Origin of the sequence: Knoellia sp. p5-6-4 (assembly GCF_029222705.1) — a bacterium.
GTDB lineage: Bacteria > Actinomycetota > Actinomycetes > Actinomycetales > Dermatophilaceae > Pedococcus_A.
The window spans coordinates 1,015,494-1,040,052 of the sequence record NZ_JARGZF010000001.1 but is presented as its reverse complement, the minus strand read 5'-3'; the positions used below and the strand labels follow the sequence as shown (position 1 = coordinate 1,040,052).

General features: G+C 73.8%; 24 protein-coding genes. 12 read left to right on the top strand and 12 right to left on the bottom strand.

The window, feature by feature from the left end; all coding sequences use genetic code 11:
• Positions 1–134 precede the first annotated feature (134 nt).
• The 3 genes from P2F65_RS04985 to P2F65_RS04975 form a co-directional block, all read right to left on the bottom strand.
• Positions 135–329 carry a hypothetical protein gene (locus tag P2F65_RS04985; protein WP_275804750.1) on the bottom strand — a complete coding sequence of 65 codons (195 nt, stop codon included), beginning with the start codon at positions 327–329 and terminating at the stop codon, positions 135–137.
• Between the two features lie 61 nt (positions 330–390).
• Positions 391–1,716: a cyclic 2,3-diphosphoglycerate synthase gene (locus tag P2F65_RS04980; protein ID WP_275804748.1), complete on the bottom strand. Its 1,326-nt coding sequence runs from the start codon at positions 1,714–1,716 to the stop codon at positions 391–393.
• An 87-nt stretch (positions 1,717–1,803) separates the two neighbouring features.
• Positions 1,804–2,637 (bottom strand): trypsin-like serine protease, encoded by an 834-nt coding sequence (locus P2F65_RS04975; protein ID WP_275804746.1) that lies wholly within the window; start codon positions 2,635–2,637, stop codon positions 1,804–1,806.
• Between the two features lie 261 nt (positions 2,638–2,898).
• Here P2F65_RS04975 and P2F65_RS04970 point away from each other — a divergent pair, with 261 nt between their 5' ends.
• From P2F65_RS04970 to P2F65_RS04960, 3 genes are read left to right on the top strand one after another with little or no spacing between them, the layout of a single operon-like run.
• On the top strand, positions 2,899–3,132 hold the full coding sequence (locus P2F65_RS04970; RefSeq protein ID WP_275804744.1) for a PLDc N-terminal domain-containing protein: 234 nt from the start codon (positions 2,899–2,901) through the stop codon (positions 3,130–3,132).
• Positions 3,133–3,190: 58 nt separating this feature from the next.
• The gene (locus P2F65_RS04965) at positions 3,191–4,102 is read left to right on the top strand and encodes an ABC transporter ATP-binding protein (RefSeq protein WP_275804742.1); all 912 of its coding nucleotides are present in this window, start codon (positions 3,191–3,193) and stop codon (positions 4,100–4,102) included.
• A complete protein-coding gene (locus tag P2F65_RS04960) occupies positions 4,092–4,892 on the top strand; it encodes an ABC transporter permease subunit (RefSeq protein ID WP_275804740.1) in 801 nt (266 codons plus the stop codon). Before P2F65_RS04965 ends, P2F65_RS04960 begins: the two co-directional genes overlap by 11 nt.
• Before the next feature lie 25 nt (positions 4,893–4,917).
• Here the strand turns inward: P2F65_RS04960 and P2F65_RS04955 are convergent, their stop codons facing one another.
• Entirely contained in the window at positions 4,918–6,204 is a 1,287-nt protein-coding gene (locus P2F65_RS04955; RefSeq protein ID WP_275804738.1) for a hemolysin family protein, read from the bottom strand.
• Between the two features lie 193 nt (positions 6,205–6,397).
• Here P2F65_RS04955 and P2F65_RS04950 point away from each other — a divergent pair, with 193 nt between their 5' ends.
• Positions 6,398–7,474, top strand: a complete 1,077-nt coding sequence (locus tag P2F65_RS04950; protein ID WP_275804736.1) for a DUF1524 domain-containing protein — start codon at positions 6,398–6,400, stop codon at positions 7,472–7,474.
• A gap of 6 nt (positions 7,475–7,480) precedes the next feature.
• Here the strand turns inward: P2F65_RS04950 and P2F65_RS04945 are convergent, their stop codons facing one another.
• The 5 genes from P2F65_RS04945 to P2F65_RS04925 are packed head-to-tail and all read right to left on the bottom strand — an operon-like array spanning position 7,481 to position 11,872.
• Positions 7,481–8,815 (bottom strand): acyltransferase, encoded by a 1,335-nt coding sequence (locus tag P2F65_RS04945; RefSeq protein ID WP_275804735.1) that lies wholly within the window; start codon positions 8,813–8,815, stop codon positions 7,481–7,483.
• 10 nt (positions 8,816–8,825) lie between these two features.
• The gene (locus P2F65_RS04940; protein WP_275804733.1) at positions 8,826–9,539 is read right to left on the bottom strand and encodes a VIT family protein; all 714 of its coding nucleotides are present in this window, start codon (positions 9,537–9,539) and stop codon (positions 8,826–8,828) included.
• Complete coding sequence (locus P2F65_RS04935; protein WP_275804731.1) at positions 9,532–9,840, bottom strand: 4a-hydroxytetrahydrobiopterin dehydratase; 309 nt, start codon at positions 9,838–9,840, stop codon at positions 9,532–9,534. The genes P2F65_RS04940 and P2F65_RS04935 overlap by 8 nt, the downstream gene beginning before the upstream one ends.
• 31 nt (positions 9,841–9,871) lie before the next feature.
• Positions 9,872–11,149: a HAMP domain-containing sensor histidine kinase gene (locus P2F65_RS04930; RefSeq protein WP_275804729.1), complete on the bottom strand. Its 1,278-nt coding sequence runs from the start codon at positions 11,147–11,149 to the stop codon at positions 9,872–9,874.
• 36 nt (positions 11,150–11,185) lie between these two features.
• Positions 11,186–11,872 carry a response regulator transcription factor gene (locus P2F65_RS04925; protein WP_275804727.1) on the bottom strand — a complete coding sequence of 229 codons (687 nt, stop codon included), beginning with the start codon at positions 11,870–11,872 and terminating at the stop codon, positions 11,186–11,188.
• Between the two features lie 135 nt (positions 11,873–12,007).
• Between P2F65_RS04925 and P2F65_RS04920 the strand changes: the two genes are divergently transcribed.
• Both P2F65_RS04920 and P2F65_RS04915 read left to right on the top strand, forming a co-directional pair.
• On the top strand, positions 12,008–12,490 hold the full coding sequence (locus P2F65_RS04920) for a hypothetical protein (RefSeq protein ID WP_275804725.1): 483 nt from the start codon (positions 12,008–12,010) through the stop codon (positions 12,488–12,490).
• A gap of 88 nt (positions 12,491–12,578) precedes the next feature.
• Entirely contained in the window at positions 12,579–13,766 is a 1,188-nt protein-coding gene (locus tag P2F65_RS04915; protein WP_275804723.1) for a glycosyl transferase family 28, read from the top strand.
• Between the two features lie 154 nt (positions 13,767–13,920).
• Here P2F65_RS04915 and P2F65_RS04910 read toward each other — a convergent pair whose 3' ends face one another.
• Positions 13,921–14,607: a response regulator transcription factor gene (locus P2F65_RS04910; RefSeq protein ID WP_275804721.1), complete on the bottom strand. Its 687-nt coding sequence runs from the start codon at positions 14,605–14,607 to the stop codon at positions 13,921–13,923.
• 158 nt (positions 14,608–14,765) lie between these two features.
• Here P2F65_RS04910 and P2F65_RS04905 point away from each other — a divergent pair, with 158 nt between their 5' ends.
• From P2F65_RS04905 to P2F65_RS04880, 6 genes are read left to right on the top strand one after another with little or no spacing between them, the layout of a single operon-like run.
• Positions 14,766–15,926 carry a glycosyltransferase gene (locus P2F65_RS04905; protein WP_275804719.1) on the top strand — a complete coding sequence of 387 codons (1,161 nt, stop codon included), beginning with the start codon at positions 14,766–14,768 and terminating at the stop codon, positions 15,924–15,926.
• On the top strand, positions 15,913–17,136 hold the full coding sequence (locus P2F65_RS04900; protein WP_275804717.1) for a glycosyltransferase family 4 protein: 1,224 nt from the start codon (positions 15,913–15,915) through the stop codon (positions 17,134–17,136). Before P2F65_RS04905 ends, P2F65_RS04900 begins: the two co-directional genes overlap by 14 nt.
• On the top strand, positions 17,136–18,281 hold the full coding sequence (locus P2F65_RS04895; protein WP_275804715.1) for a glycosyltransferase family 4 protein: 1,146 nt from the start codon (positions 17,136–17,138) through the stop codon (positions 18,279–18,281). Before P2F65_RS04900 ends, P2F65_RS04895 begins: the two co-directional genes overlap by 1 nt.
• Complete coding sequence (locus P2F65_RS04890; RefSeq protein ID WP_275804713.1) at positions 18,281–20,089, top strand: ABC transporter ATP-binding protein; 1,809 nt, start codon at positions 18,281–18,283, stop codon at positions 20,087–20,089. Before P2F65_RS04895 ends, P2F65_RS04890 begins: the two co-directional genes overlap by 1 nt.
• Positions 20,076–21,299, top strand: a complete 1,224-nt coding sequence (locus tag P2F65_RS04885; protein ID WP_275804711.1) for a phosphotransferase — start codon at positions 20,076–20,078, stop codon at positions 21,297–21,299. The genes P2F65_RS04890 and P2F65_RS04885 overlap by 14 nt, the downstream gene beginning before the upstream one ends.
• Positions 21,296–22,384 (top strand): phosphotransferase, encoded by a 1,089-nt coding sequence (locus P2F65_RS04880; RefSeq protein ID WP_275804709.1) that lies wholly within the window; start codon positions 21,296–21,298, stop codon positions 22,382–22,384. The genes P2F65_RS04885 and P2F65_RS04880 overlap by 4 nt, the downstream gene beginning before the upstream one ends.
• Here P2F65_RS04880 and P2F65_RS04875 read toward each other — a convergent pair.
• Positions 22,368–23,525, bottom strand: a complete 1,158-nt coding sequence (locus P2F65_RS04875) for an oligopeptide/dipeptide ABC transporter ATP-binding protein (RefSeq protein WP_275804707.1) — start codon at positions 23,523–23,525, stop codon at positions 22,368–22,370. The two genes, P2F65_RS04880 and P2F65_RS04875, sit on opposite strands and share 17 nt — an antisense overlap.
• Complete coding sequence (locus tag P2F65_RS04870) at positions 23,522–24,556, bottom strand: ABC transporter ATP-binding protein (protein WP_275804706.1); 1,035 nt, start codon at positions 24,554–24,556, stop codon at positions 23,522–23,524. Before P2F65_RS04870 ends, P2F65_RS04875 begins: the two co-directional genes overlap by 4 nt.
• Positions 24,557–24,559 lie beyond the last annotated feature (3 nt).

The following is a 24,559-nucleotide window of genomic DNA, read 5'->3' as shown; positions in this document are numbered from 1 at the left end:
CGGGTCACCGCTACTTCAGGGTAGCCAGCGCCGCCGCCGCTTCGCAGCGATTCGGGAGGAGAGCGTCGTCGCCGCGACAGGCGAGTGCCAGACGGCGGTCGCAGGCGCCTGGCACCCGTTCTCCCTTGGGGCAGCTACAGCGGGAGGGTGTCGTCCTCGCCGAGGTGCGCCACTCCCGCAGGCCCGGCACGCCGGCCGGCGACGACGGCGACCATGGACGTAACCGTCGCCGCTGCGGCCAGCGCGATGAGGTCGGGCGACCACGGGCCCGGGTGGGCCCCGTGCCGTAACACCGCTCGCGCGGTGTCGGTGCGGTCACTGGTCCTCATGGCCCCATGCTCGGTGCGGCGCCGGCCTGGGCACAGGGCCCAAAGGCCCAGGGGTATGCCGTCAGTCCTCTCCCAGCGCGGCGCGCACCGCCGCCTCGAGCCGGCCGGGTTCCCGCTCCCGGAGGTCGTAGCGCGCGCGGACGACGGGCTTGGACACGGTGAGCACCCGCCTCAGGTCGATGGGGGTCCCGGACACGACGACGTCGCAGGGGGTGGCCTCGATGGTCGCGGCGAGGTCCGCCACCTGCTGGGCTCCGTACCCCATGGCCGGGAGCACACCGCGGGCGTTCGGGTACTGCTCGTAGGTGGCGGCGAGCGACCCCACGGCATACGGGCTGGGGTCGACGATGGCCTCGGCGCCGGCGGCACGGGCGCCCACGACCCCGGCCCCCCACGACATCGAGCCGTGGGTCAGGGTCGGTCCGTCCTCGACCACGACCACCTTGCGGCCGGCCACGGACGCACCGTCCTCGAGGGTGACGGGGCTGTCGGCCCGCAGGAGGGTCGCCGCGGGGTTGAGCGCGCGCACCGACGCCTCGACGGCCTCGATGTCCTCCGCCGCGGCGGAGTCGCACTTGCCCACGATGACGAGGTCGGCCATCCGGACGTTGGTCTCGCCCGGGTGGTAGGCCTGCTCGTCGCCCGGCCGGAGCGGGTCGGCGACGACGATGTGCAGGTCGGGCACGTAGAAGGGCAGGTCGTTGTTGCCGCCGTCCCAGAGGATGACGTCGGCCTCCTGCTCGGCCGCCGCGAGGATCTGGGCGTAGTCCACCCCTGCGTAGACCACCGCGCCGCTGTCGAGGTGCGGCTCGTACTCCTCGCGCTCCTCGATGGTGCACTCGTGGCGGTCGAGGTCGGCGTGGTCGGCGAAGCGCTGGCACGCCTGCTTCTCGAGGTCGCCGTAGGGCATGGGGTGGCGGATGGCGACCACGCGCTTTCCCATGTCGCGCAACAGCTTCGAGAGGTACCGGGTGGTCTGGCTCTTGCCGGCGCCCGTGCGGACCGCAGTGACGGCGATGACTGGCACCGACGAGCGCAGCATGGTGTGGGCAGCGCTCTGCAGCAGGAAGTCGGCCCCTGCGGCGAGGCACTGGGACGCGAGGTGCATCACCTGCGTGTGGGGCACGTCCGAGTACGCGAAGACGGCGACGTCGACCTCCTCGCGCTCGATGAGCTCGGAGAGACCGGACTCGGGGACGATCGGGATCCCCTGCGGGTACCGGGAACCCGCGAGGCCCGGGGGATAGGCGCGACCGGAGATGTTGGGGATCTGCGTCGCCGTGAACGCCACGACCACGTCGTCGGCGCTGTCGCGGAACACGGTGTTGAAGTTGTGGAAGTCGCGACCGGCGGCTCCGAGGATGACGACCCTGCGCTGTCTGCCCATGGCCGAAGGGTAGAGACGGAAACGGGGGCTGTCCCGGGGCGGAAGTCCCGGAACAGCCCCCGTTTCGACGAGGGGCCTGGGCTGGCGTCAGCCGGCAGGTGTGAAGCCGAACTCCTGCTTGAGCCAGTCCTGCACCACCGGGATGTCGACGCGCTGCAGTCCGTCGAGGTAGCGGCAGTTGCTGGTGTAGCCGTAGCTGGTCACGGTCACCTGCAGGTCGTCGTGGAAGGTCGGGCCGCCGGAGTCGCCGAAGCAGCTGCCGCCACCGCCGCGCGGGTCGTGCTCGTTGCCGTTGACCTGGAGGATCTGCGGGGTGAGCTTCTGGCCGGGAGCGTCGGTGTAGCGGCGGACCATCGGGTAGCTCTCGGGGGTCGGCTTCATGTTGCCGTTGTCCGCGGCGTCCTGACGGACCTCGGTGCCGTAGCCGACGATCGTGAAGAGCTCCTTGTTGAGCACCTTCGGGGTGAACTGGTCGAGGTATCCGACCGGCGCGAGGTCGACCGGTTCGATGTTGTCGTTGACCGGCTTGTCGAGGACGACGACACCGACGTCGTTCCAGTTCCTCAGGTCGGTGAAGTCCGAGTAGTCGGGGTGCACGTACGGCTCGCCGAACGCGTACGTGGTGGACTCGGTCCCGGTGTAGCCCTTGGTCACGTCCGCGGCGGTGGGCAGCGGCGACGGCGGGGCCTCGGCGACCTTCCAGTCGAAGGTGACGGCGACCTTGCCGGTGACCCCGTCGGTGCAGTGGGCCGCGGTCAGGAGGAGGGTGGGCGAGATCAGGCTCGCGCTGCACCGGTAGCGGGCGCCCTCGGAGTAGAACGCGATCAGGGCGACGTTCGAGTACGTGTTCTTCGAGTCGACGGTGCCGCCGGTGATCGCGGACGCCGCGAGGGCCGTGCCGGCGACCAGGGTCCCGGTCACGGCTGCCACGGTGGCTGAGCGGGCAAGTCTCATCTGTCCTCCAGGAATGAGTCGGTGTCTCCCTCACGGCGCCGCCGTCCCGCCGGCGCCGAGGGCAGTCAATCCGCCGCCCGCACCGCTGTCCACCACTGCCGCGGCGCGGTGCCGAACTCGGTCCGGCAAACCCTGACAGAACGGGTCATGGCGCCACGGATCGGGCATCGGCAGGACTAGGGCAAACGTGGGTCCGTCCCGTCCTGCCCCCGCAGGAGGATGGGTCTCGTGCGGGAGAAGCGACGGTGGAAGGACCTCGACGAGGGGCAGCGCCGGATGGTGGTGGTCGGCGCCGTCATCCAGGTCACCCTGCAGTTCCTCGCCCTGCGTGACCTGCGGCACAGGCCGGCGGAGCTGGTCCGGGGCCCGAAGTGGGCGTGGGTGCCCGCGACCTCGGTGAACTTCTTCGGGCCGATCGCCTACTTCGTCCTCGGCCGCCGCCGCACCCCCGCAGGGGGCTGAGGAGCCCGGGGCACAAAGGCCCTACCCCGGACGCGGACGCCGGCGCGACGCTGCAGTCATGACGGGCACGTCCATCGTGCGCACACACGGCCTGACCAAGCACTACGGTCGCACCCTCGCGCTGCGGGACCTCGACCTCGAGGTGGAGCGCGGCGAGGTGTTCGGCTACCTCGGCCCCAACGGGGCCGGGAAGACCACCACGCTGCGGCTGCTCATGGGGCTGCTGCGGCCCACCAGCGGGTCGGCGGAGATCGACGGGCTCGACAGCTGGCGACAGTCGGTCGACGTGCGCCGCCGCGTCGGCTACCTCTCCGGCGAACCGGCGCTCTACGGCAAGCTGACCGGGGCGCAGCACGTCGACTACCTGGGCCACCTGCGCGGGGAGGACGGCACGGCGGCTGCCGGTCGCTACGCCGCGCGCCTCGACCTCGACCTCACCAGGCCGGCACGCGAGCTGTCGAAGGGCAACCGGCAGAAGCTCGCCCTGGTGCTCGCCCTCATGTCCCAGCCCACCCTGCTGGTGCTCGACGAGCCCACCGGCGGCCTGGATCCCCTTGCGCAGCAGGAGTTCTACGCAATCCTGCACGAGCACACCGCCGACGGTCGCTCGGTGCTGCTCAGCTCGCACGTCCTCAGCGAGGTGCAGCGCGTCGCCGACCGCGTGGGGGTGCTGCGCGAGGGCCGCCTCATCGCCGTCGACCGGCTCGCCAACCTGCGGGAGCGCTCGCTCCACCACATTCGCGCGACCTTCGCCGACGACGTCGAACAGGGCGACTTCGCCGGGCTCCCCGGCCTGCGGGACCTCAAGGTCGACGACCACTCGTTCTCGTGCAGTGCGCCGGAGAGCGCGCTCGACGCGGTGATCAAGGAGGTCGGCCGGCACACCGTCCTCGACTTCGAGTGTGCCGAGGCCGAGCTCGAGGAGACCTTCCTCGCCTACTACGAGAAGGAGGCCGTCCATGCTCCGTAGCGTCTTCGCCAAGACCGCCTACGAGCAGCGGCGCTCACTGCTGGGCTGGGCGACGGCGATCGTGCTGCTCGTGCTGATGTATGCCGCCATCTGGCCGGGGATCCGCGACCAGCCGTCGCTGAACGACTTCCTCGACACGATGCCGGAGGCGTTCCGCTCGCTCTTCGCCTCCTCCGGCGCCGACATGTCGACGCCCGTCGGCTACATCCAGATCGAGCTGATGTCCTTCATGGGTCCCATCCTTGTGATCCTGTATGCCGTGGCGCAGGGTTCGCGGGGTGTGGCCGGCGAGGAGGACCGCCGGACCATGGACCTGCTCCTCGCCGAGCCCGTCAGCCGCACCCGCGTGCTGCTCGAGAAGGCAGGCGCCATGGTGGCCGGCACGTTCGTGCTGTCGGCCACCCTGGGTCTCGCGCTGGTCGTGGAGGGCAGGCTCTTCGACATGGTGATCCCGGTCGACCGGGTCGCTGCCGCCATGCTGCACCTCGCCCTCCTCGGGCTCGTCTTCGGGGCGATGGCGCTCGCGGTGGGCGCGGTGACCGGCGACGTCAGCCTGAGCCGGGCCATCCCGACCGGTGTCGCCGTCGTGGCCTACCTCGTCAACGGGCTCGGCGCGATGGTCTCGTGGCTCGAGCCGCTGCAGCCATACTCGCCCTTCTACCAGTACATCGCCCACGACCCGTTGCGAACCGGCGTCTCCGGACCAGCAGCCGCCGTCGCGGCCGCGACCGTGGTCGTCCTCGTGGCCGTCGGCGTGTGGGGCTTCCGGCGCCGCGACGTCCGCGGGTGAGCCGCTGGGAGCGTGAGCCCGGCCGCTACGGGCCGGCGTCGTCGACCGACGGCGGGGTGAGCCGCACCCGCGTGATGGCGTGGTGGCCCACCTCGAGCACCTCGATCCGCCAGCCGTCCACGGTGACCTCGTCGCCCGGGGCCTCGGGCACCCGGCCGAGGTGCCTGAGGACGAGCCCGGCAACGGTCGTGTAGTCGCCGGTAGCCGACTCCAGGCGCACACCCACGTCGTCGAGGTCGTGGATGGGGAAGGTGCCCGGCAGGGTCACCGCGCCGTCCGCCGACCGCTCGGCGCCGATGACGTCGCGGTCGGTCTCGTCCCAGATCTCACCGACGATCTCCTCGAGCAGGTCCTCGAGCGTGACGATCCCGTCGACGGCGCCGTGCTCGTCGACGACCAGCGCCATCTGCTGGCGCTCGGCCTTGAAGTGGCGCAGCGCGTCTGAGACCCGCACCGTGTCGGGCAGCACCAGGGCCGGCGAGGCGACCGAGGACACCTGTTCGTCGCCGCCCTCGAGCACCGACGCCCAGTGTGCGATGCCCACGACGTCGTCGAGGTGGTGGCGCCGCGTCACGGGAATGCGGGAGTGGCCGGCAGCGGCCATGGCCGCGCGCGCCTCGGTGAGGGTGGCCGAGCCGTTGACGGTGACGACGGAGCCGCGTGGGACGAGCACCTCGCGGAGCATGCGCTCGTGGATCTCCAGTGCCCCGCTGATGATCTCGCGCTGCTCGGGGTTGAGGTCGCGGTGGCTCGTGACGAGGTCCCGCAGCTCCTCGGGTGAGATGTGCTCCTCCTCGGACTCCGAGCGGCCCCCGAGCAGGCGGACGACGGCGTCGGTCGACGCGCCCAGCAGCGCCACGGCCGGTCGCGAGACCGTGGAGAGCACGTCGAGGGGGCGCGCCACGGCGAGGGCCCAGGGCAGGGCCGTCTGCATCGCCAGCCGCTTGGGCGCCAGCTCGCCGAAGACCAGTGTCAGGAAGGTCAGCACCAGGGTCACGCCGGCGACCGCCACCGGCTGGGCCGCGGCCCCGAGGCCGGACAGCAACGGCACGAGCGGCTCGGCCAGGGAGACCGCCGCGGTCGCCGAGGCGAGGAAGCCGGCGAGGGTGATGCCGATCTGGATGGTCGCGAGGAACCGGTTGGGATCGCGGGCGAGGCGGACCAGTCGCAGGGCCCGGGTGCCGCCCTGCCTCTCGAGCTGCTTGAGCTGACCCTCCCGCAGCGACACCAGGGCCATCTCGCTGCCGGCGAACGCCGCGTTGAGGAGCACGAGGAGGCCGACCAGGGCGATGTCGAGCCAGTAGCCAGACATGGAGGAGGAGCTCACCGCTTCCGGGTAGGGGAGGAGTGCGGTCAACGTCCGGGGCGCAGCTGGGGTTCCCCCCGACGACGAGGGGGCAGTGGGCCGTTCGGCCGACCGGCCGCTGATGTGCGTGTGTCAGGGAGGGCCGACGCCTAGCCTGTGCCGGTCCCCCCGCACCCGAGGTTCCCCGAGACGCCCCCAGATGTCCTCACGAGCACGACCCCCGCGCCGCGCCTGGCTGGTCGGCTGCGCCCTCCTCGCCGCCGCCCTCGTCTGGCCCGGCCTCTCCGGCCAGGCCGAGCCTACCGGCACCGTGGCCGGACTGCCGGGCACCGTGGCGCCCAGCAGCGAGGAGGCGGCGCCGTCGCCCGGCGTCCCACCCGTGGCCACACCCTCGTCGCCACCCTCCTCGACACCCGCGGCGCGCACCGAGCCGGTCGCGACGCCGAGCAGGCCGGTGCCCCGGGCGGGCACCGCCCTGGCCGCCCTGGCTGCTCTCCCGGTCAAGGGACGTGCGCCCCGCACCGGCTACGAGCGCGAGGTGTTCGGGCAGGCCTGGTCCGACGTCGACCGCAACGGCTGCGACACCCGCAACGACATCCTGCGCCGGGACCTCACGGCCTACACCCTCAAGTCGGGCACGCGAGGTTGCCTCGTCCTGCGCGGCACCCTGCACGACCCCTACACCGGCGCCACCATCGCGTTCGTCCGCGGGCAGGACACCTCCAGCCGGGTACAGGTCGACCACGTCGTCGCGCTGTCCGACGCCTGGCAGAAGGGTGCGCAGCAGCTGTCGTTCGCGAGGCGGACCGCCTTCGCCAACGACCCGTTGAACCTGCTCGCCGTCGAGGGCACGGCCAACCAGCGCAAGGGCGACGGCGACGCCGCCACCTGGCTGCCGTCGAGGCGGGCGTACCGGTGCGCGTACGTCGCGCGCCAGGTCGCCGTGAAGCAGCGCTACGGCCTGTGGGTCACCGCCGCCGAGCGCGACGCGGTCAGCCGGGTGCTCTCCGGATGCCCCGGTGAGCTCCTGCCCCGGTCTGGGCAGGTGCCGCTGGGCGGCGGGCCGGAGGAGGCCACCGCGGCCCCCTCGGCGCCGCGGCCCAGCCAGAGCAGCGCCGCCGCCGATGCGCCCGCCGCACGCCCGGCGGGGAGCGACCCACGCTTCGACACGTGCTCGGCGGCGACGTCCGCCGGCTACGGGCCGTACGTGTCCGGTCGGGACCCCGAGTACGACTGGTACCGGGACCGCGACGGCGATGGCGTCGTCTGCGAGTAGCTCGACCTACCCGCCCACGGGTTCCGCGCCGGCACGGCTGAGCAGCCAGGCAGCGCCGAGCAGGACTGCGCCCGCGGCAGGGGAGAACTGCTGGCCCGCGAGGGCGATCCCGCTGCGCTCCAGCGGGTCGGCGAAGCCCGCGCAGGCGAGCATGGTGAGGCCTGCGACGGACAGGACCGCGGCGAGCCCTCCCGACCGGGCCGTCGCGGAGCTCGCGCGGGCCGCGGCGGCGCGCTCCACCGGGCCGAAGAGCAGCACCAGGCCGGTGGTGAGCACTGCCGCGGCCAGCAGCCAGAGCGGCTTCTCGAGCCACCAGCGGACCGAGCCGGTCGCCGGCAGGGGAAGGCCCGACAGGTACGCGGCCCCCGCCGCCAGCACGAGGCCGGTGAGGTGCCAGAGGAAGACGGTCATCACCACGGCGTTGGCGGCCACCGTCGCCCGCCACACCCGAGGTCGCTCGAGCCAGCGCAGGAGCGCCGGCCTGGCGAGCATGACGATCCCGAGCTGCAGGACGCCGACCGCGACCACGCACACGCTCGGCGGCAGCATGTTCGACACCCGCTGGCCGGGCAGCCCCAGCATGCTCACCGGGTAGGGGCCCGGCCCGGTCAGCAGCAGCGCGCCGAGCGCACCCGCGGTGGTGAGCAGCCACCAACGGCGACGGGCGCGCCCGAGCGCCCCGTCGGCATACAGGAACCCCAGCTGCTGGCTGAAGCCGAACACCACCAGGTAGTTGAGGTAGCCCAGCGGGGCCAGCGCCGTGCCCTGGGCTCGGTCCAGCACCAGGGCGAGCACCGGCAGGACGGCCAGAAGGAGCCGGGGACGGCGGCGGTGCAGCCGGTGCTGCACCGGGGCGATCATGGCGAGGAGCAGGAAGACCGCGAGGAACCACAGCGGCATGGCCGCGGCGTCACCGGCGGCGTCGACGACCGGTGCCGGCACCCCGACCCGGACGAGGACCCACGAGAGCGCCAGCCAGACCGCGACGAGGACCACCGTCGGCGGCAGCACGCGCACCAGGCGGGTGGCGGCGAAGGTGGACCAGCTGCGGGGGTGCCGCCGCAGGGCAAGGGCGCTGGTGAAACCTGCGGCGAAGAAGAACAGCGGCATGACCTGGAACACCCAGGTGAGCGCGTGCGCCCACGGCGTGGCCTCGAGGATGTTGCGCACCCGCAGACCGCCGTCCGGGCGGGGTTCGAGCGCGGCCATGGTCCAGTGCCCCACGGCGACCACCAGGATGCTGGCGGCCCGCACCAGGTCGACGAGCCGGTCGCGGTCGGCCGGTGTGGCGTCGGCGAGCGCGGCCAGCCCCGGCGAGGCGGGTCCGCGGCGCGCTCGCATGGGACCGGTGTCAGACGGCGATGCCGACGAGGGAGCCGATCGCGTAGGTGACCGCCATGGCCAGGGCGCCGCCACCGACGTTGCGCACGATCGCCGGCCGCGTCGCGGCGCCACCCATCCGGGCGCTGATCCAGCCGGTGAGCGCCAGGGCGAGCACCACGGACGCCGCGGTCAGCGGGATCCGTCCCGTCGCCGACGGGAGCAGGATCGCGATGAGCGGCAGCAGCGCACCCACCGTGAATGCCAGCATCGACGCCCAGGCCGCGTGCCACGGGTTGGTCAGCTCGTTCGGGTCGATGCCGAGCTCGACCTCGGCATGGGCGGCGAGGGCGTCGTGCTCCGTGAGCTCGACGGCCACCTGCTGCGCCAGGGTCGGGCTGAGGCCCCGCTGCTCGTAGAGCGCTGCCAGCTCGGCGAGCTCCTCCTCGGGCATCTCGGCCAGCTCGCGGCGTTCCTTGGCGAGCAGCGCCCGCTCGGTGTCGCGCTGGGTGCTCACCGAGACGTACTCGCCCGCGGCCATGCTCATCGCGCCGGCAGCCAGGCCGGCGAGGCCGGCGGTGAGGATCGCCCCACGGTCGCTCGTGGCCGCTGCGACGCCGATGACCAGACCCGCGGTGGACACGATGCCGTCGTTGGCCCCCAGCACCCCGGCGCGCAACCAGTTGAGGCGGGCAGCGTGGTTCTGGTCGTGGGGCTCGTCCGCGTGCAGCTGGTCCTCAGCCACGGGCGTGCACCCCCAGCAGCGTGGCCGCCCGGGCGATGCGGTGGGCCAGCTCGATGTCGAGCTGGGTGAGCCCACCCTCGGAGTGGGTGGACAGGCGCCAGTGGGTGGTGCGCCAGCGGATGTCGATGTCGGGGTGGTGGTTCATCTCCTCTGCCTCCACGGCCACCTCATCCACGAGCCGGACCGCCGTGGGGAAGTCGGGGGCCTCGAGGGTGGCCACGATGGCGGCTCCCTCGCGGGACCAGCCGGGCAGGTCGCCGAGCTGCCGCTCGACCTCGTCGTCAGTCAGCAGGCGGGCCATGGGCACACTCTGGCAAACGAGCAGTCCGCTGTCATGGAGGGAGGGGCACCCCGGCGTCGTGGCGCGGGCCACCGAGCCGGAGGCGGACCACGGCTCCGCTCTCGTTGGTGGACACTTCCGCGGAGCCGCCCGACCGCTGGGCCAGGCGTTGGGCGATGTCGAGGCCCAGGCCGCTCGAGCCGGCTCGGCTCTCCCCGCGGCGGAGGATGTGCTCGTCCGGGAAGCCCGGACCCGTGTCATGGACGGTGAGGGTGGCGCCGCCCGCGTCCTGGGGTTCGACGACGACGGTGAAGTCCGTGCCCTCGGGGGTGTGGGCGAAGACGTTGTCGAGCAGGGCGTCGAGGGCGGCACAGACCTCGTCCCGGCGGGCGGCCACGAGGCACGGGCTCGGCGGCAGCGCGATCGTCACGTGCCGCGCCTGCTCGTCGGCGAGCACCCTCCAGAAGTCCATCCGGTCGGCCACCACCTCCACCACGTCGGTCGCGGCAGGGGGCCGCTCGCTGACGGGTCGGCGAGCGTGGTCGATGACCGCGTCGATCTGGGCCACGAGTTCGTCGACGTCGGCCCCGAGCCGGGCGCGCTCCGCCGGGTCCCGCAGCGTCTCGGCGTCGAGCCGCAGGGCGGTCACGGGGGTGCGCAGCCGGTGGGAGAGGTCGGCGACGGCCTCCCGCTCGGCCGCCAGCAGTGACGTGATGCGCTGGGCCATCGTGTTCAGGGCCGCGGCGACGTTGCGGATCTCGGGCGGCCCCTCCGGGCGCACCGAGGTCCCCAGGTCGCCGCCACCCAGGCGCTCGGCCGCCGCTGCGAGGTCGGCGGCCGGGCGCGTGATCGACCGGGCGAGCCGGTCGGCCACCAGCAGCGAGAGCGCCACCAGCACGGTGCCGAGGGTCAGCAGGACACCCCAGGCGTGCCAGACCCCGCGGTCCAGCCTGCTGGGGGACACCCTCGTGCTGATCACGGCGGTCCCGTCCGCGCGGAACACCGGCTGGTCCACCACGGCACTCCCGTCCGGCAGCCGTCGTTGCACCGCCGTCCTGATCTCGCCGCGCGGCCGACCACCACGCCAGCCGGTGGTCTGGGTGGTCAGGGTCCTGCCGTCGGGAAGGAAGATGGCGACGCTGTACCCGCCTCCGGTGACCGCCCGTGCCGCCTCGAGGGCCGCCGTGTTGTCGGCTGTCGCCACGAACGGGGCGATCGACTGGCCGCGCCTGGTGGCCGCCGCGATCGCGGCGGTGTCGGCGGTGCGGTCCACGAGGAGCGCCAGGGGCAGGACGAAGGCGAGCATGACCAGCGACGTGGTCGCACCCACCAGGAGCCAGACCTGCCGTCGCACAGCGGCCTCGGGTCACGGCGTCGTGGCCGGCACGAGCTTGACCCCGACGTTGCGCACGGTGTGGATCAGGCGCGGGTTGCTGGCGGACTCGCCGAGCTTGCGCCGCAGCCAGGACACGTGCACGTCGACGGTCTTGTCCGCACCGCCATAGGGCAGGTGCCAGACCTCGGCCATGATCTCGCGGCGCGAGACGACCACGCCCGGCCGGCCGGCCAGGAAGGCGAGCAGCTCGAACTCGCGGGGCCGCAGGTCGAGCAGCCTTCCGCCGAGCCGGGCGGTGCGCCCGGCGAGGTCGACCGTGAGTGCCCCGACGTGGAGGACCTCCTCGCGCGTGCCGGCATCGCTGCGACGGAGGACGGCGGCGATCCGGGCCCCCAGCGTCGAGGAGGAGAAGGGCTTGACCACGTAGTCGTCCGCACCGTGCTCGAGGAGGTCGACGATCGAGGCGTCGTCGTCGCGCGCCGTGGTCACGATCACCGGGATGCTGCTCACCGCCCTCAGCATGCGCAGCAGCTGGGCGCCGTCGATGTCGGGGAGTCCGAGGTCGAGCACGACGAGGTCGTGCCTGCCCTCGATGGCCTGCTCGAGGCCTGACCTGCCCGTCGCCGTCCACGTGACGGCGTGACCCCGCTCGCTCAGCGCGCGCAGCAGCGCGCACCGGATGCGGGTGTCGTCCTCGACGAGCAGCAGGGACGCCATGAGCGCACCGTACGGGCGGACCCCCCGCGCCACCCACGGCCATCTGGCGTAGTCGACCGTGGCATCGGTCGTACTTATGGTGCGCCCTCGACCGGTTTAGTGCGCCCTTAACCTCGCGGTGCCGACAATGGGGACATGAGGCGGGTGCTGCTCCTGGCGGCCCTGTGGCTGGTCTTCGCCGTCGCGTCGGTGGGCGTCGGGTTCACTGCTGCCGGGCTGATCGAGGGGCCGTTGGCCACCGTTGCGGGACCTCGGGCCGTGGCAGCGGCCGCCACCACGCCCGCCACGGCGAAGGGGCCCTCCGCGACCGCTTCGGCTGCTGACCCGCTGCCATCCGGGGCGACGCGCGGCATCGCCACCGCGGGGGGTTACGTCAGCGGCGTCTGCGAGGCCGGCCTCATCAGGCTCAGTGCGTCACCGGAGCCCGGCTGGGAGCTCGTCGAGCTCTCCAACTCCGACACCGAAGACGACCCGGACGGGCTGCGGGGCGGCGACGTGGAGTTCGAGCAGGCCGGCCCGGGCACCGGCGCGGTCTCGGTGGAGGCCTGGTGCAGCGACGGCATCCCCAGGTTCGTGGTCGAGGCCGACCAGGACGACACGCTCGACGACGACGACTGAGGCAGGGCCGCGCGGCGAGCGGAGGGGACCACCGGGGCTTAACCGGGCGTTAGCGCACGTTTAGGGCTGACCGGCCCACGATGGCATCGTGACGCGGATCGCGCTCTACTCGCACGACGCACTGGGCCTCGGGCACGTCAGGCGCAGCCTCGCGCTTGCCCAGGCCTTCAGCGGCCTGCGCCCGCGTCCCGACCTCCTGGTGCTCAGCAGCGTCCCCGAGGCGGCGCTCCTCCCGCGACCAAGGGGCTGCGACGTCCTCACGCTGCCCGGCCTGCTCAGGCGCGGCCAGGAGCGGTATGCCGCCCGCGACCTCCTCGGTGTGCCGCCCCCAGAGGTGCGCCTGCTCAGGTCGGTCGCGTTGCGGGCGGCGCTCACGGCCTTCGCTCCCGACCTCTTCGTCGTCGACCGCCACCCCCGGGGAGCCCATGCGGAGCTCGAGACCGCGCTGGCCGCGCTCCCGTCCACGACCCGGGTGGTCCTGGGCCTGCGGGACGTGCTCGACGAGCCGGTCGCTGCGGCCGGCGAATGGACGGCGCATCGTTGCACGGAGGCGCTCGACGCCTGGTACGACGCGGTCTGGGTCTACGGCGACCGCGGGCTGCACGACCCCACCGAGCACATCCGCATCCCCCACCGGCTGAGGGACGACGTGGTGTTCACGGGCTACCTCGCCCCGGCCCGGCGTCGCCCCTCGCCGCCAGCGGACCAGGAGGGCACACCGGGACCCGTGCTCGGCCTGGTCGGCGGCGGGGCCGACGGGGCGGCCACCGCGCACGCCTTCGTCGCAGCGGCCTGCCTCCACGGACGCCCCGCCGTCCTCGTGCTGGGCCCGCAGATGCCGGGGGAGGAGCGGGTCGCCCTGCGCTCGGCGGCCCTGGGCGTGCCCACCCTCCTCGTGCACGACTTCGTCCGTGGCACCGCACCGCTGCTGGACCGCTCGTCGGCCGTGGTGGCCATGGGCGGTTACGGCACCACCTGCGAGGTGCTCGCGAGCGGCCTGCCAGCCCTCGTGGTGCCTCGCACCAGGCCGCGGCGCGAACAGCTGCTGCGCGCCTCCATGCTGGCCCGGCGCCGGCTGGTGGACCTGCTGCACCCGGACGACCTGGGGCCTGAGGCCGTGGCCAGCTGGGTCAACGAGGTGAGCGACGTGAGCGAGGTCAGCGAAGGCCGCAGGCGCGCAGGGTCGTACGGCGTCGACCTCGACGGCCTGGCCCGTGTGCGGGACCTCGCCGTCGCCGTGCTGGAGCGCAGGCGGCCGGTCCATGTCGCCGTGTGAGCCGTCGCCGTGTGAGCCGCTCGGCCGCTCGCCGCGTCGAGCTGCCCTCCCGCCCGCCGCGTCGAGCCGGCGTCACCGGACCCCTCACCCAGCCCGGTGACGCCCTCGAGCGGCGGCCACCGCTGTCAGCCGCTCGCTCCGACGCTCCCACCCGTCACGCCGCCGTGGGCTCGACCAGCTTGACGCCGGCGTTGCGGACCGTGCGGATGAGGCGAGGTTCGTGCGCGCTCTCCCCGAGCTTGCGCCTCAGCCAGGAGAGGTGGGCGTCCACCGTCCTGTCCGCCCCGCCACTGGGCAGGTGCCACACCTGCGCCATGATCTCCCGTCTCGAGACGACCACGCCCGGCCGGGAGGCCAGGAAGGCCAGCAGCTCGAACTCGCGCGGCCGCAGGTCGAGGAGGTGGCCGCCGAGCTCCACCGTGTGGGCGCGCAGGTCGACCACGAGGTCGCCCACCACCAGGCGCTGGTCCGGGGTGGCCGCACCAGCCCGGCGCAGCACCGCGGTGATGCGCGCGCTGAGGTGCGCGGCGCTGAACGGCTTGATGACGTAGTCGTCGGCCCCGTGCTCGAGCAGGTCGACCACCGACTCGTCGTCGTCGCGCGCTGTGACGACGATGACCGGCACACTGCTGACGGCTCGCAGCATGCGCAACATGGGCGCCCCGTCGATGTCGGGCAGGCCGAGGTCGAGGACGACGAGGTCGAGCCCGTCCTCCAGCGCGCGCTGGAGGCCTGAGCGGCCTGTGGCCGCCCACGCGACGGTGTGGCCACGGGCCGCCAGGGCGCGAAGCAGGGCGCTGCCGAACCGGGCGTCGTCCTCCACGAGGAGCAGGGAGGCCATGCGGGCACGCTAACGCGGGGGCCACGCCCAGCAGCACGGTTGTTCGGCGTAGTCAGCGCGCCGTCGACCTCCGCCTTGCAGACGGTCCGGCACGGCCACGGACCACCGTTTACCGCGCGTTAGCGTGCCCTTAAGGGCCGGACTCGCAGCCTGACATGGTGACCCGCATCGCGCTGTACTGCCACGACGCGCTGGGTCTCGGCCACATCCGGCGCACGCTCTCCCTGGCACGGGCCTTCAGCGACCTGTCCCCGCGCCCGGACATCCTGGTCCTCAGCGGAGCGCAGGAGGCTCTCGTGCTCCCCAGACCCCAGGGCTGCGACGTGCTGCGGCTCCCCGGCCTGGTCAAGCAGGGGCGGGACAGGTATGCCGCGCGGGACCTGCCCGGGGTCGCTCCTGCAGAGCTGTGTGCCCTGCGCTCGGGCGTCGCCGCCGCTGCGCTGACGTCCTTCGCGCCCGACCTGCTGGTGGTCGACCGGCACCCGCGCGGGGTTGGCGGGGAGCTGGAGGCCGCCCTGATGGCCCTGGCTGGGCGCTCGACCGTCGTGCTGGGCCTGCGAGACGTGCTCGACGACCCCGCCGCTGCCGGGCGGGAGTGGTTCGCGCACCGGTGCGCCGCGGCGCTGGACGCGTGGTACGACGCGGTGTGGGTGTACGGCGACCGGCGCGTCTACGACGTCACCGCGGACATCGTCGTGCCCCCGCGTCTGCGAGAGGCGGTGCACTTCACCGGATACCTCGCGCATGGCCGTGACGAGCGGACGGCCCGGACGGGCAGGCGCCGGACCGTGCTGGGGCTCGTCGGTGGCGGCGGCGACGGCGCTGAGCTGGCACGCGCCTTCGTCGAGGCGGCGCCGTTGCACGGCAGGACCGCCACCCTGGTGCTCGGACCGCAGATGCCCTGGGAGGACCGCACCTGGCTCCACGCCACCGCCCGTGACGTTGCCACACTCCGGGTGCTGGACTTCGTGAGCGACATGGCGGTGCTGCTGGACCAGGCCCGGGCCGTGGTCGCCATGGCCGGCTACAACACCGCCTGCGAGGTCTTGGACCGCCGGCTGCCCACCCTGATGGTGCCCCGGGTGACGCCGCGCGCGGAGCAGCTGGTGCGTGCGGCGCGGCTCGAGGACCACGGCCTGGTCACGTTGCTGCGTCCCGGTGACCTGACGCCCCAGTCGGTGGCCTCGTGGGTCGCCGAGGCCACGTCGCGAGCCGACCGCGGTCCGCTCCCGGTGCCCCGGCTGGATGGGCTGTCGCAGGTCAACCGCCTCGCGGCTGCGCTGCTCGAGGAGAGGCGGGCTGCGCATGTCGCGGTCTGAGCCACGGGTCGGCTACGTCGCCAAGATGTATCCGCGTTTCTCGGAGACGTTCGTGGTCAACGAGATCAGGGCGCGTGAGGCACAAGGGGAGCAGATCGAGGTCTTCTCGCTCCGGCCACCCATCGATGGTCGCTTCCACGGCACGCTCGCCGAGGTGCGGGCACCGGTGACCTACCTCAGCCACTCGAGCCTGCGCGCGAGCCAGCTGTGGGACCTGGCCCGTGCGGCGCAGGCAGCCCACCCGACCGTGGGCCGTCACCTCGAGGCACTCCTCGGCCTCGAGGCGCTCGAGGCCGCAGAGGCGCTCGAGCTCGCCACGTGTGTCGCGCAACGGGGGATCGACCACCTGCACGCCCACTTCGGGAGCTCCGCGACCAGTGTGGCCCGGGTCGCCGCGCGCATCTCCGGGCGGCCCTACTCCTTCACTGCCCACGCCAAGGACATCTTCCATTCCGAGGTCGACCACCGCGACCTCGAGCGCAAGCTGGCCGACGCGCACCACGTCGTCACGGTGAGTGACTACAACCTGCAGCACCTGCGCCACGTCTTCCCCACCGCCAGCCGAGCGGTTCACCGCGTCTACAACGGGGTGGACCTCGACCGCTTCGGCTTCGAGCCGGGGCCGCGCCGGACCGAGGTCGTCGCGGTGGGCCGGCTCGTGGAGAAGAAGGGCTTCGCCGTCCTGGTCGATGCCGTGGCCCTGCTCGCCGCACGGGGCCACGAGGTTCCGTGCCTGGTCGCCGGGGACGGGCCGCTCGCCGAAGAGCTGGCGGCTCGGACCCGTGCGGCCGGGGTGCAGCACCTGGTGCGCTTTCTCGGGCCGCTGCCGGAGAACGAGATCCGGGCACTGGTGGCCGGCGCGGCGGTGCTCGCGGCACCCTGCGTGGTCGGGGCCGACGGCAACGCGGACGGGCTTCCGACGGTGCTGCTCGAGGCGTTGGCCCTGGGCACACCCTGCGTCTCGACCTACGTGACCGGCATCCCGGAGGCCGTGCGCCACGAGTCGACCGGGCTGCTGGTGCCGCCGGGTGACGCGTCCGCCCTGGCGGCGGCGCTGGAGCGCCTGCTCGCTGACGAGGCGCTGCGGGAGCGGTTGGCACGGCAGGGGCGCGCCTTGGTGGAGGCGACGTTCGACCTGCGGCGGCAGGCGCGGGTGCTGCGCTCGCTGGTCGGCTCCCGTGGGTTGGCGCGAACCGGCGAGGTGGCGTGATGCGCGTCGCGTACGTCTGCGCCGACCCCGGCGTGCCCGTCTTCGGGACGAAGGGCAGTTCCATCCACGTGCAGGAGGTGCTGCGCCAGCTGGCCCGCAGAGGCGTGGAGCTGACCCTCTGGTGCGCCCGGACCGGTGGCAAACCGGCTGCCGGGCTGGAGGGGGTGGAGGTGCGCTGCCTCCCGCCGCGGGCGGGCGGCCTACCCGCGCAGCGCGAGGAGCAGCAACGCAGCGCCGACCTCGAGCTGGGCGCGCGGCTGCGTGAGGGGCCCCTGGTCGACCTCGTCTACGAGCGGTACTCCCTGTGGGGCACGGCCGGCATGCGGCACGCCAGCCTGCTCGGGGTGCCGGGCCTGCTCGAGGTCAACGCCCCGCTCGTCGAGGAGCAGGCGCGCCACCGCCAGCTGGTCGACCGCGACGGGGCGCTGACCCGGGCCGGGGCCGTCTTCCGTCTGGCCCGCTCGGTGCTGTGCGTGTCCGAGCCGGTGGCCTCCTGGGTGCGCGAGGTCGCCCCGGGTGCCCGCACCGTGGTCCTGCCCAACGGCGTGGACCCGGCCCGGTTCACGCCCGGACCCGAACCGGCTGGGCCGTTCACCGTGGGATTCGTCGGGACGCTCAAGCCGTGGCACGGCGTCGACGTCCTGGTCCGGGCGGTCGCCCTGCTGGACGAGGTGCGGCTCCGCGTCATCGGGGACGGCCCGGAACGCGAGGCCCTCGAGCGGCTGGCGGTCCGGCTGCTCGGCGCGCACCGCGCGGACTTCGTGGGCGCGGTGCACCCCGGGCAGCTTCCCGCCGAGCTCGCCCGTCTGCACGTCGCGGCGGCGCCGTACCCCGTCGCGGACACGTACTTCTCGCCGCTCAAGGTCTTCGAGTACCTCGCGGCGGGGCTCCCCGTGGTGGCCAGCCGGTCCGGCCAGCTGTCGCAGGTCCTGACCGACGGTGTGGACGGGCTGCTCACCCCCGCGGGTGACGTGGTGGCCCTGGCCGATGCGATCGCCGGGCTGCGGTCCGAGCCAGGTCTCAGGGTGAGGCTGGGCCGGGCGGCACGGCAGACGGCGCAGCGGCACACCTGGGAGGCCGTCGTCGACGCGTCCCTGGCCTCGGCCGGCCTCCCCCTCCGGCCGCCCGCACCGGTGGTGGTGTGATGGGCCGGCACCAGCCCACGCTGAGCGAGGCGGTCCCCAGCCTCCGGCACACGATGCGGATGCTGGGCCCGTACGTGCGCTCGCAGCGAGCGCTCCTGGCGGGTGGCCTGGTGGCAATGCTGGCCGAGGTCGCCTTCCGGCTCCTCGAGCCGTGGCCGCTGAAGGTCGTCATCGACGCGGTGGTGGCCCCGGGGGCGGCCGGTCAGCCCGGTATCACCCGGCTGCTCGTGCTGGCCTCGCTGGCGATCGTCGCAGTCGCAGCCCTGCGGGCCGGGGCGTCGTACCTGTCGACGGTGTGCCTGGCGCTCGCCGGGACCCGCGCCATGACCCAGGTCCGCGCAGTGCTCTTCGACCACTTGCTGGGCCTGTCGCTGCGCTACCACGGAACGGCCCGCACCGGAGACCTGGTCACCCGCCTGATCACCGACGTCGGCCGCCTCCAGGACGTCGCGGTCACCGCCGCCCTGCCGCTGGTGGGCAACGTGATCACGCTGGTGGGGATGGTCGTGGTGATGATGGTGCTCGACCCGCTGATGGGGCTGATCGTCGTCGCCGCCCTCCCGGTGTTCGTGCTCATGAGCGGCCGCCGCAGCCGCAGGATCACCGGCGCTGCGCGCGAACAACGGCGCAGGGAGGGACAGCTCGCCAACACCGCCGCCGAGGGACTGGGTGCGATGCCCGTCGTGCACGCGTACGGGCTCGAGCGGGTGCTTCGAGGTCAGTTCGCGGCCAGCAACCAGCGCAGCCTCACCGAGGGGGCCAGGGCGACCCGGCTGTCCGCCGGGCTCGAGCGGCACACCGACCTGCTCGTGGGGGTGGCCACGGCCGCAGTGGTGCTGGTCGGCGCGACCCGCGTCCTGCACGGCGAGCTCACCGTGGGTGAGCTCGTGGTGTTCGTGAGCTACCTCAAGGGCGCCTTCAAACCGATGCGGGACATGGCCAAGTACACCGGGCGGATCGCCAAGGCGGCGGCCTCGGGCGAGCGGATCCTGGGTGTGCTGGCCGTGCCGGCCGACGTGACCGACCGCCCCGATGCGGTGGTCGCACCCCGCCTGCGCGGCGAGCTCCGGCTCGAGGACGTGACCGTCGACTTCGGTCGTGGGGAGCCGGCGCTGCGCGGGGTGAGCCTGCACGTGCCGGCCGGGACGAGGCTCGGGTTGGTCGGCCCGTCCGGCTCGGGGAAGTCCACCGTGGCCGCCCTGCTCCTTCGCCTGCACGACGTGGACAGCGGCCGGGTCCTGATCGACGGGGTCGACGTCCGCGGGTACGTCCTGGCGTCGCTGCGCGCCCAGCAGGCCATCGTCCTGCAGGAGTCGGTGCTGTTCGCCGGCTCAGTGCGGGAGAACATCCGCCTGGGGCGGCCGGACGCCAGCGATGCCGACGTCGAACGGGCCGCCCGTCTGGCCCGCGCCCACACCTTCATCACCGAGGTGCTCGGCGGCTACGACGCCCTCCTCGGGGAACGCGGTGCCACCCTCTCGGGCGGCCAGCGGCAGCGCCTGGCCATCGCACGGGCCATCCTGCGCGACCCGTCGGTGATCATCCTCGACGAGGCCACCACGGGGCTGGACCCGGTCAACCAGCGCGAGGTGCAGACGGCACTGTCCAACCTGTGCTCCGGCCGGACCGCGGTGGTGATCTCCCATGACCTCCACGCGGTCCTGGACTGCGACGTCGTGGCCTGCCTCGACGGCGGGCGAGTCGTCGAGGTGGGGCCACCCGCAGAGCTGCTGGCGCGCCGCGACGGCGTCCTGGCGACGCTGCACCAGCTCGACGGAAGCGGCGGGAGGAGCGGTGCTCTCACCTGACGACGCGGAAGTGGTGGCCCGGGACCCGGACGTGCTCGCGATGGCCGACCTGCTGGACCCGGACCGCGCCGCGCGCCGGATCGCCGCCGTGGCCGCCCCGGACTGGGGCGCGGTGACCTCTGCCCGTGTGACGTACCTGAGGTACAAGCCCGGTGTCAGCCTCACGGCCGCCGTGGAGGCGGCCACGCCCTCCGGGGTGCGCCACGGGTACGCCGTGGCGGGGACGGCCACCACGGCCGACAAGCTGGCCAAGCCGGTGCTCCGGGGCCGGCAGGCACCCGGGGACTTCGCTCCGTGCCTGGCCGAGGACGTGCTCCTCCTCGGCCCCCTCACCGCCGACCCGGCGTTGCGGGCGGCCCGAAGGGTGGTCGCCGAACCGGCGGACCTGGTGCCCGGCGCGGTGCGGGCCACCGTGCTCACGTACAAGCCGGCGCGCCGCCTCGTCGCCCGCCTGGACGGCGCCGGGGGGCCCGTGCGCGTCGCCCGGGTGCAGCCCACCGGAACGACGCCGCCCACCGCAGCGGCGGCCCGGTGCTGGGCGGAGCTGGGCGTCGAGGTGGCCGCGGTGCACCGCCCGCGTCGCGGTGGCCGGGTCACCCTGGTCGACTTCCTCCAGGGAGCGCACCCGGTGGACGGGACCGAGCCCTGGCTGTTGGCCGAGGCGGGCGCGCTGCTCGCCCGGGCCCACCGGGCCCAGCCCTTCCGCGGGGCCGCCTCCTCCGACCACCGGGCCAGTGCGCGGGCCGCGGTACGTTCCGTCACCGCGGTCGCCCCGCACCTCGGTGCCACCGCGACCGCCGTCGCGGCCCGCGTCGGGGCCCTGCTCGACCCCCGGCCGCCGGGCGTGCTGGTGCACGGCGACCTGTCCGTCGACCAGGTCCTGGTGCGCGGTCCCGGCCTGGCGCTGCTCGACCTCGACCGGGTCCGCGTGGACCTGCCGGCAGCCGATGCCGCCTCGTGGTTCGCTGCCGAGGTCCTGGCCGGCCGGTGGCCCCCGGACGCCGACCCCGTCGACGTCCTCCAGCCGATGATCCGCGCGTATGCCGCGGGGCCCGCGGGGCGGCTCACCGACCGCCTGCGCCCGTTGGTCGCCCTGGCCCTGCTGCAGCGCGCGGGTGAACCGTTCCGGCTGCGTCAGGGGGACGGGGAGTGGTCCGAGCGCGTGGCGGCCCTCGTGCAGGGGGCCGCGGTGCAGGCGGGCCGGCGGTGAACACGGGGAGCCTCGCGGCCGCGGCCCGGCTGGAGGCCGCCGCTGGGCCGCTGGGGCTTCGTCGTGCCTGGCCGCGCCCGGACGGCTCCCTCCACCTCGAGTACGTCGACGCCCGCGGACACACCGTGGCGGCGCAGCTGCTGCCGGACCGGGCCCGCGCCGAGACCGTGGTGACGGCGGCGGGCAGGGGCGCGGAGCTGCACCCGGCACAGCCCGTGGTCCTGCACTGGTCCGGGGCGGACGGCCGGCTCGGAGCCCTGCCCGGACTGGTGCGTCGCGGAGCCCGGGTCGTCAGCCACCGGCCGGAGCGCCGGGCGGTGGTGCAGCGCCCGGACGGCGCCTACGCGAAGGTGGTGCGGCCGGGCACCAGCTCGCGGCTGGTGGCGACCAGCGAGCGGACGCGCCTGGCGGCCCGGCGCGCGTTTCTCGTGCCCCGCGTGCTGGCGCACGACCTCTCCGCGGGGGTGGTCACGTGGGAGGAGGTCCCCGGCCCCACCCTGCTGCAGGTCGGACGCAGTGCGCCCGGCCTGGCCGACCTCGTCCAGGCCTGGACGGCCGCCGGCCGCGCCGTCGCCGACCTGCACCGGCACGACGCCACGGACCTGCCGGTCCACGACGCCCGCGACGAGGTGCGCACGACAGAGGGGTGGGTGGAGTCGGCGGTCGCCTGGGGCCTGCTGCCCGCGGCAGCCGACCCGGCGGCATACCGGCTCCTGCTGGCCGGTCCGCCGGGGCCGGTGGGGGTGCTGCACCGGGACCTGCACGACAAGCAGGTGGTGCTGGCCCGGGACGGCGTCGGTGTCCTGGACCTCGACACCCTGGCCGTGGGTGAGCGCGCCCTGGACCTCGGGAACGTCCTGGCGCACCTCGAGCTGCGCGTTGCCCAGGGCCTGCTCGGCGAGCGGGCGGCCCAGGTGGCGGGGGCGGCGTTCCTGGCGGGCGCCGCCCCCGACGCCGACACGCTGCGCCGCGTCCCCGCCTACCAGCAGGTGGCCCGGCTGCGGCTGGCCGGCGTCTACGCCTTCCGGCCGGGCTGGAACGCGCTGGCGCGGCGGTGGTGGGCCAGCGCTACATCGCCTCGGTGACCGAGGCTGGCCCCACGAACTCGTCGCCGCCGGCGCCGGTGTCGGTCTGCTCGGTCAGCAGGGTCGCCACCTCGTGCGGCTGGATCTCGCCGGACTCGATCTGCTCGGCCCAGTGGCACGCGACGCGGTGCGACGACGGGACGCCGTCGACCTGCACGACCCGCAGCTGGGGGCGCTCGGTGTCGCACCGGGTCTCCTGCCGCCACGGGCAGCGGGTGTGGAACCGGCAGCCCCGGGGCGGGTTGGCGGGGGAGGGCAGGTCGCCCTTGAGCAGGATGCGCTCGCGGCGGTCCTCCACCAGCGGGTCGGGCACCGGGACCGCCGACATCAGGGCCCGGGTGTACGGGTGCAGCGGCTGCGCGTAGAGGTCGTCGGCCGCGGCCTCCTCGACCAGCGCACCGAGGTACATCACGCCGATGCGGTCGCTGATGTGGCGGACGACGGCGAGGTCGTGGGCGACGACGAGGTAGGTCAGGCCGAACTCGTCCTGGAGGTCCTGGAGGAGGTTGATGACCTGCGCCTGCACGGAGACGTCGAGGGCGCTGACCGGCTCGTCGGCGACGATGAGCTTCGGGTTCACCGACAGGGCGCGGGCGATGCCGATGCGCTGGCGCTGACCGCCGGAGAACTCGTGCGGGTACTTCTTCAGGGCCGCCGGGGGCAGGCCGACCGCCGCGAGGAGCTCGCGCAGCCGCTTGGCGGCGCTCTTCTCGTCCTTGGCGAGACCGTGGGCCTTCATCCCCTCGATCAGCAGCGACTCGACCGACTGCCTCGGGTCGAGGCTGCCCATGGGGTCCTGGAACACCATCTGGATGTCCTGGCGCTTGTGGCGCAGCGCCTCACCGCTGAGGGAGGCGATGTCCTCGCCGTCGAAGACGACCGAGCCCTCGGTCGGGGTCTCCAGGTTGAGGATGGCCCGGCCCAGGGTGGACTTGCCGCAGCCCGACTCGCCCACCAGGCCGTAGGTCTCGCCGCGGCGGATCTGCAGGTCCACCCCGTCGACGGCGTAGACGAAGCCGACGACCTTGTCGAAGATGACCCCCTTCTTGATGGGGAAGTGCACCTTGACGCCCTTGACGTCGACGAGGACGTCGTCGGCTCCTGCCTTCTCGGTCGTGGCCGTCGTCTCGCTGACCGTCATCGGGTCGCCTCCAGGGGGTTCTCCACGGGGTTGTGGCAGCGCAGCCAGCGGCCGCCGCCGTCGTCGAGCAGCTCGGGCCGCACCTCGCGGCACTTCTCGAGCGCGTTGGGGCAGCGCGGCGCGAAGGCGCAGGCGTGCTCCCAGGGCAGGTTGTCCGACACCGAGCCGGGGATGGGCGTCAGCTTCTCGCCGCGTGCGCCGTCGAGCCGGGGGATCGACCCGAGCAGCCCGACGGTGTAGGGGTGGCGCGGGTGGGCGAACAGCGGGTGCCGGTCACCGCGCTCGACGATCTTGCCGCCGTAGAGGACGTTGACGCGGTCGCACAGGCCGGCCACGACGCCGAGGTCGTGGGTGATCATGACCAGCGCGGTGCCGGTGTCCTGCACCAGCTCCTTGAGCAGGGCCAGGATCTGGGCCTGGATCGTCACGTCGAGCGCCGTGGTCGGCTCGTCGGCGATGAGCACGCGCGGCTGGCAGGCCAGGGCCATCGCGATGAGGGCGCGCTGGCGCATGCCACCCGAGAGCTGGTGCGGGTAGTCCTTGAGGCGTCGGTCGGGGTCGGGGATGCCGACCTTGTCGAGCATCTCGCGGGCCACCGGGGTCGCGGCCTTGCGGGACATCCCGCGGTGGCGCTCGAGCACCTCGGTCACCTGCACGCCGATGGGCACGACGGGGTTCAGGGACGACAGGGGGTCCTGGAAGATCATGCCCAGGTCGCGGCCACGACGGTCACGCATCTGCTCGTCGGACTGCCGGAGCAGGTCGGTGCCCTGGAAGTCGACCTCGCCCTCGACCGTCACGGCCCGCTTGGGCAGCAGGCCCATGATGGCGAGCGAGGTCACGGACTTGCCGCAGCCAGACTCGCCCACGAGGCCGACGGTCTCGCCCGGCCGGACGTCGAAGCTGACGCCGTCGACGGCGACGAACGGCTTCTCCCCGTGGCGCTGGAAGGTCACCCGCAGGTCGCGGACGCTGAGCAGCGGCTCGTTCCGGTTGGTCTGGGTCTGGACGTTCTCGATGGTCTCGGTCATGCC

What these genes read in the sequence shown, in the direction of transcription:
- P2F65_RS04870 (WP_275804706.1), bottom strand. Translation starts at nt 24,556, where the DNA reads ATGACCGAGACCATCGAGAACGTCCAGACCCAGACCAACCGGAACGAG.
- P2F65_RS04925 (WP_275804727.1), bottom strand. Translation starts at nt 11,872, where the DNA reads ATGGCGTCCCTGCTGCTCGTCGAGGACGACACCCGCATCCGGTGCGCG.
- P2F65_RS04985 (WP_275804750.1), bottom strand. Translation starts at nt 329, where the DNA reads ATGAGGACCAGTGACCGCACCGACACCGCGCGAGCGGTGTTACGGCAC.
- P2F65_RS04900 (WP_275804717.1), top strand. Translation starts at nt 15,913, where the DNA reads ATGTCGCGGTCTGAGCCACGGGTCGGCTACGTCGCCAAGATGTATCCG.
- P2F65_RS04910 (WP_275804721.1), bottom strand. Translation starts at nt 14,607, where the DNA reads ATGGCCTCCCTGCTCCTCGTGGAGGACGACGCCCGGTTCGGCAGCGCC.
- P2F65_RS04945 (WP_275804735.1), bottom strand. Translation starts at nt 8,815, where the DNA reads ATGCGAGCGCGCCGCGGACCCGCCTCGCCGGGGCTGGCCGCGCTCGCC.
- P2F65_RS04950 (WP_275804736.1), top strand. Translation starts at nt 6,398, where the DNA reads ATGTCCTCACGAGCACGACCCCCGCGCCGCGCCTGGCTGGTCGGCTGC.
- P2F65_RS04890 (WP_275804713.1), top strand. Translation starts at nt 18,281, where the DNA reads ATGGGCCGGCACCAGCCCACGCTGAGCGAGGCGGTCCCCAGCCTCCGG.
- P2F65_RS04920 (WP_275804725.1), top strand. Translation starts at nt 12,008, where the DNA reads ATGAGGCGGGTGCTGCTCCTGGCGGCCCTGTGGCTGGTCTTCGCCGTC.
- P2F65_RS04935 (WP_275804731.1), bottom strand. Translation starts at nt 9,840, where the DNA reads ATGGCCCGCCTGCTGACTGACGACGAGGTCGAGCGGCAGCTCGGCGAC.
- P2F65_RS04875 (WP_275804707.1), bottom strand. Translation starts at nt 23,525, where the DNA reads ATGACGGTCAGCGAGACGACGGCCACGACCGAGAAGGCAGGAGCCGAC.
- P2F65_RS04980 (WP_275804748.1), bottom strand. Translation starts at nt 1,716, where the DNA reads ATGGGCAGACAGCGCAGGGTCGTCATCCTCGGAGCCGCCGGTCGCGAC.
- P2F65_RS04960 (WP_275804740.1), top strand. Translation starts at nt 4,092, where the DNA reads ATGCTCCGTAGCGTCTTCGCCAAGACCGCCTACGAGCAGCGGCGCTCA.
- P2F65_RS04895 (WP_275804715.1), top strand. Translation starts at nt 17,136, where the DNA reads ATGCGCGTCGCGTACGTCTGCGCCGACCCCGGCGTGCCCGTCTTCGGG.
- P2F65_RS04955 (WP_275804738.1), bottom strand. Translation starts at nt 6,204, where the DNA reads ATGTCTGGCTACTGGCTCGACATCGCCCTGGTCGGCCTCCTCGTGCTC.
- P2F65_RS04965 (WP_275804742.1), top strand. Translation starts at nt 3,191, where the DNA reads ATGACGGGCACGTCCATCGTGCGCACACACGGCCTGACCAAGCACTAC.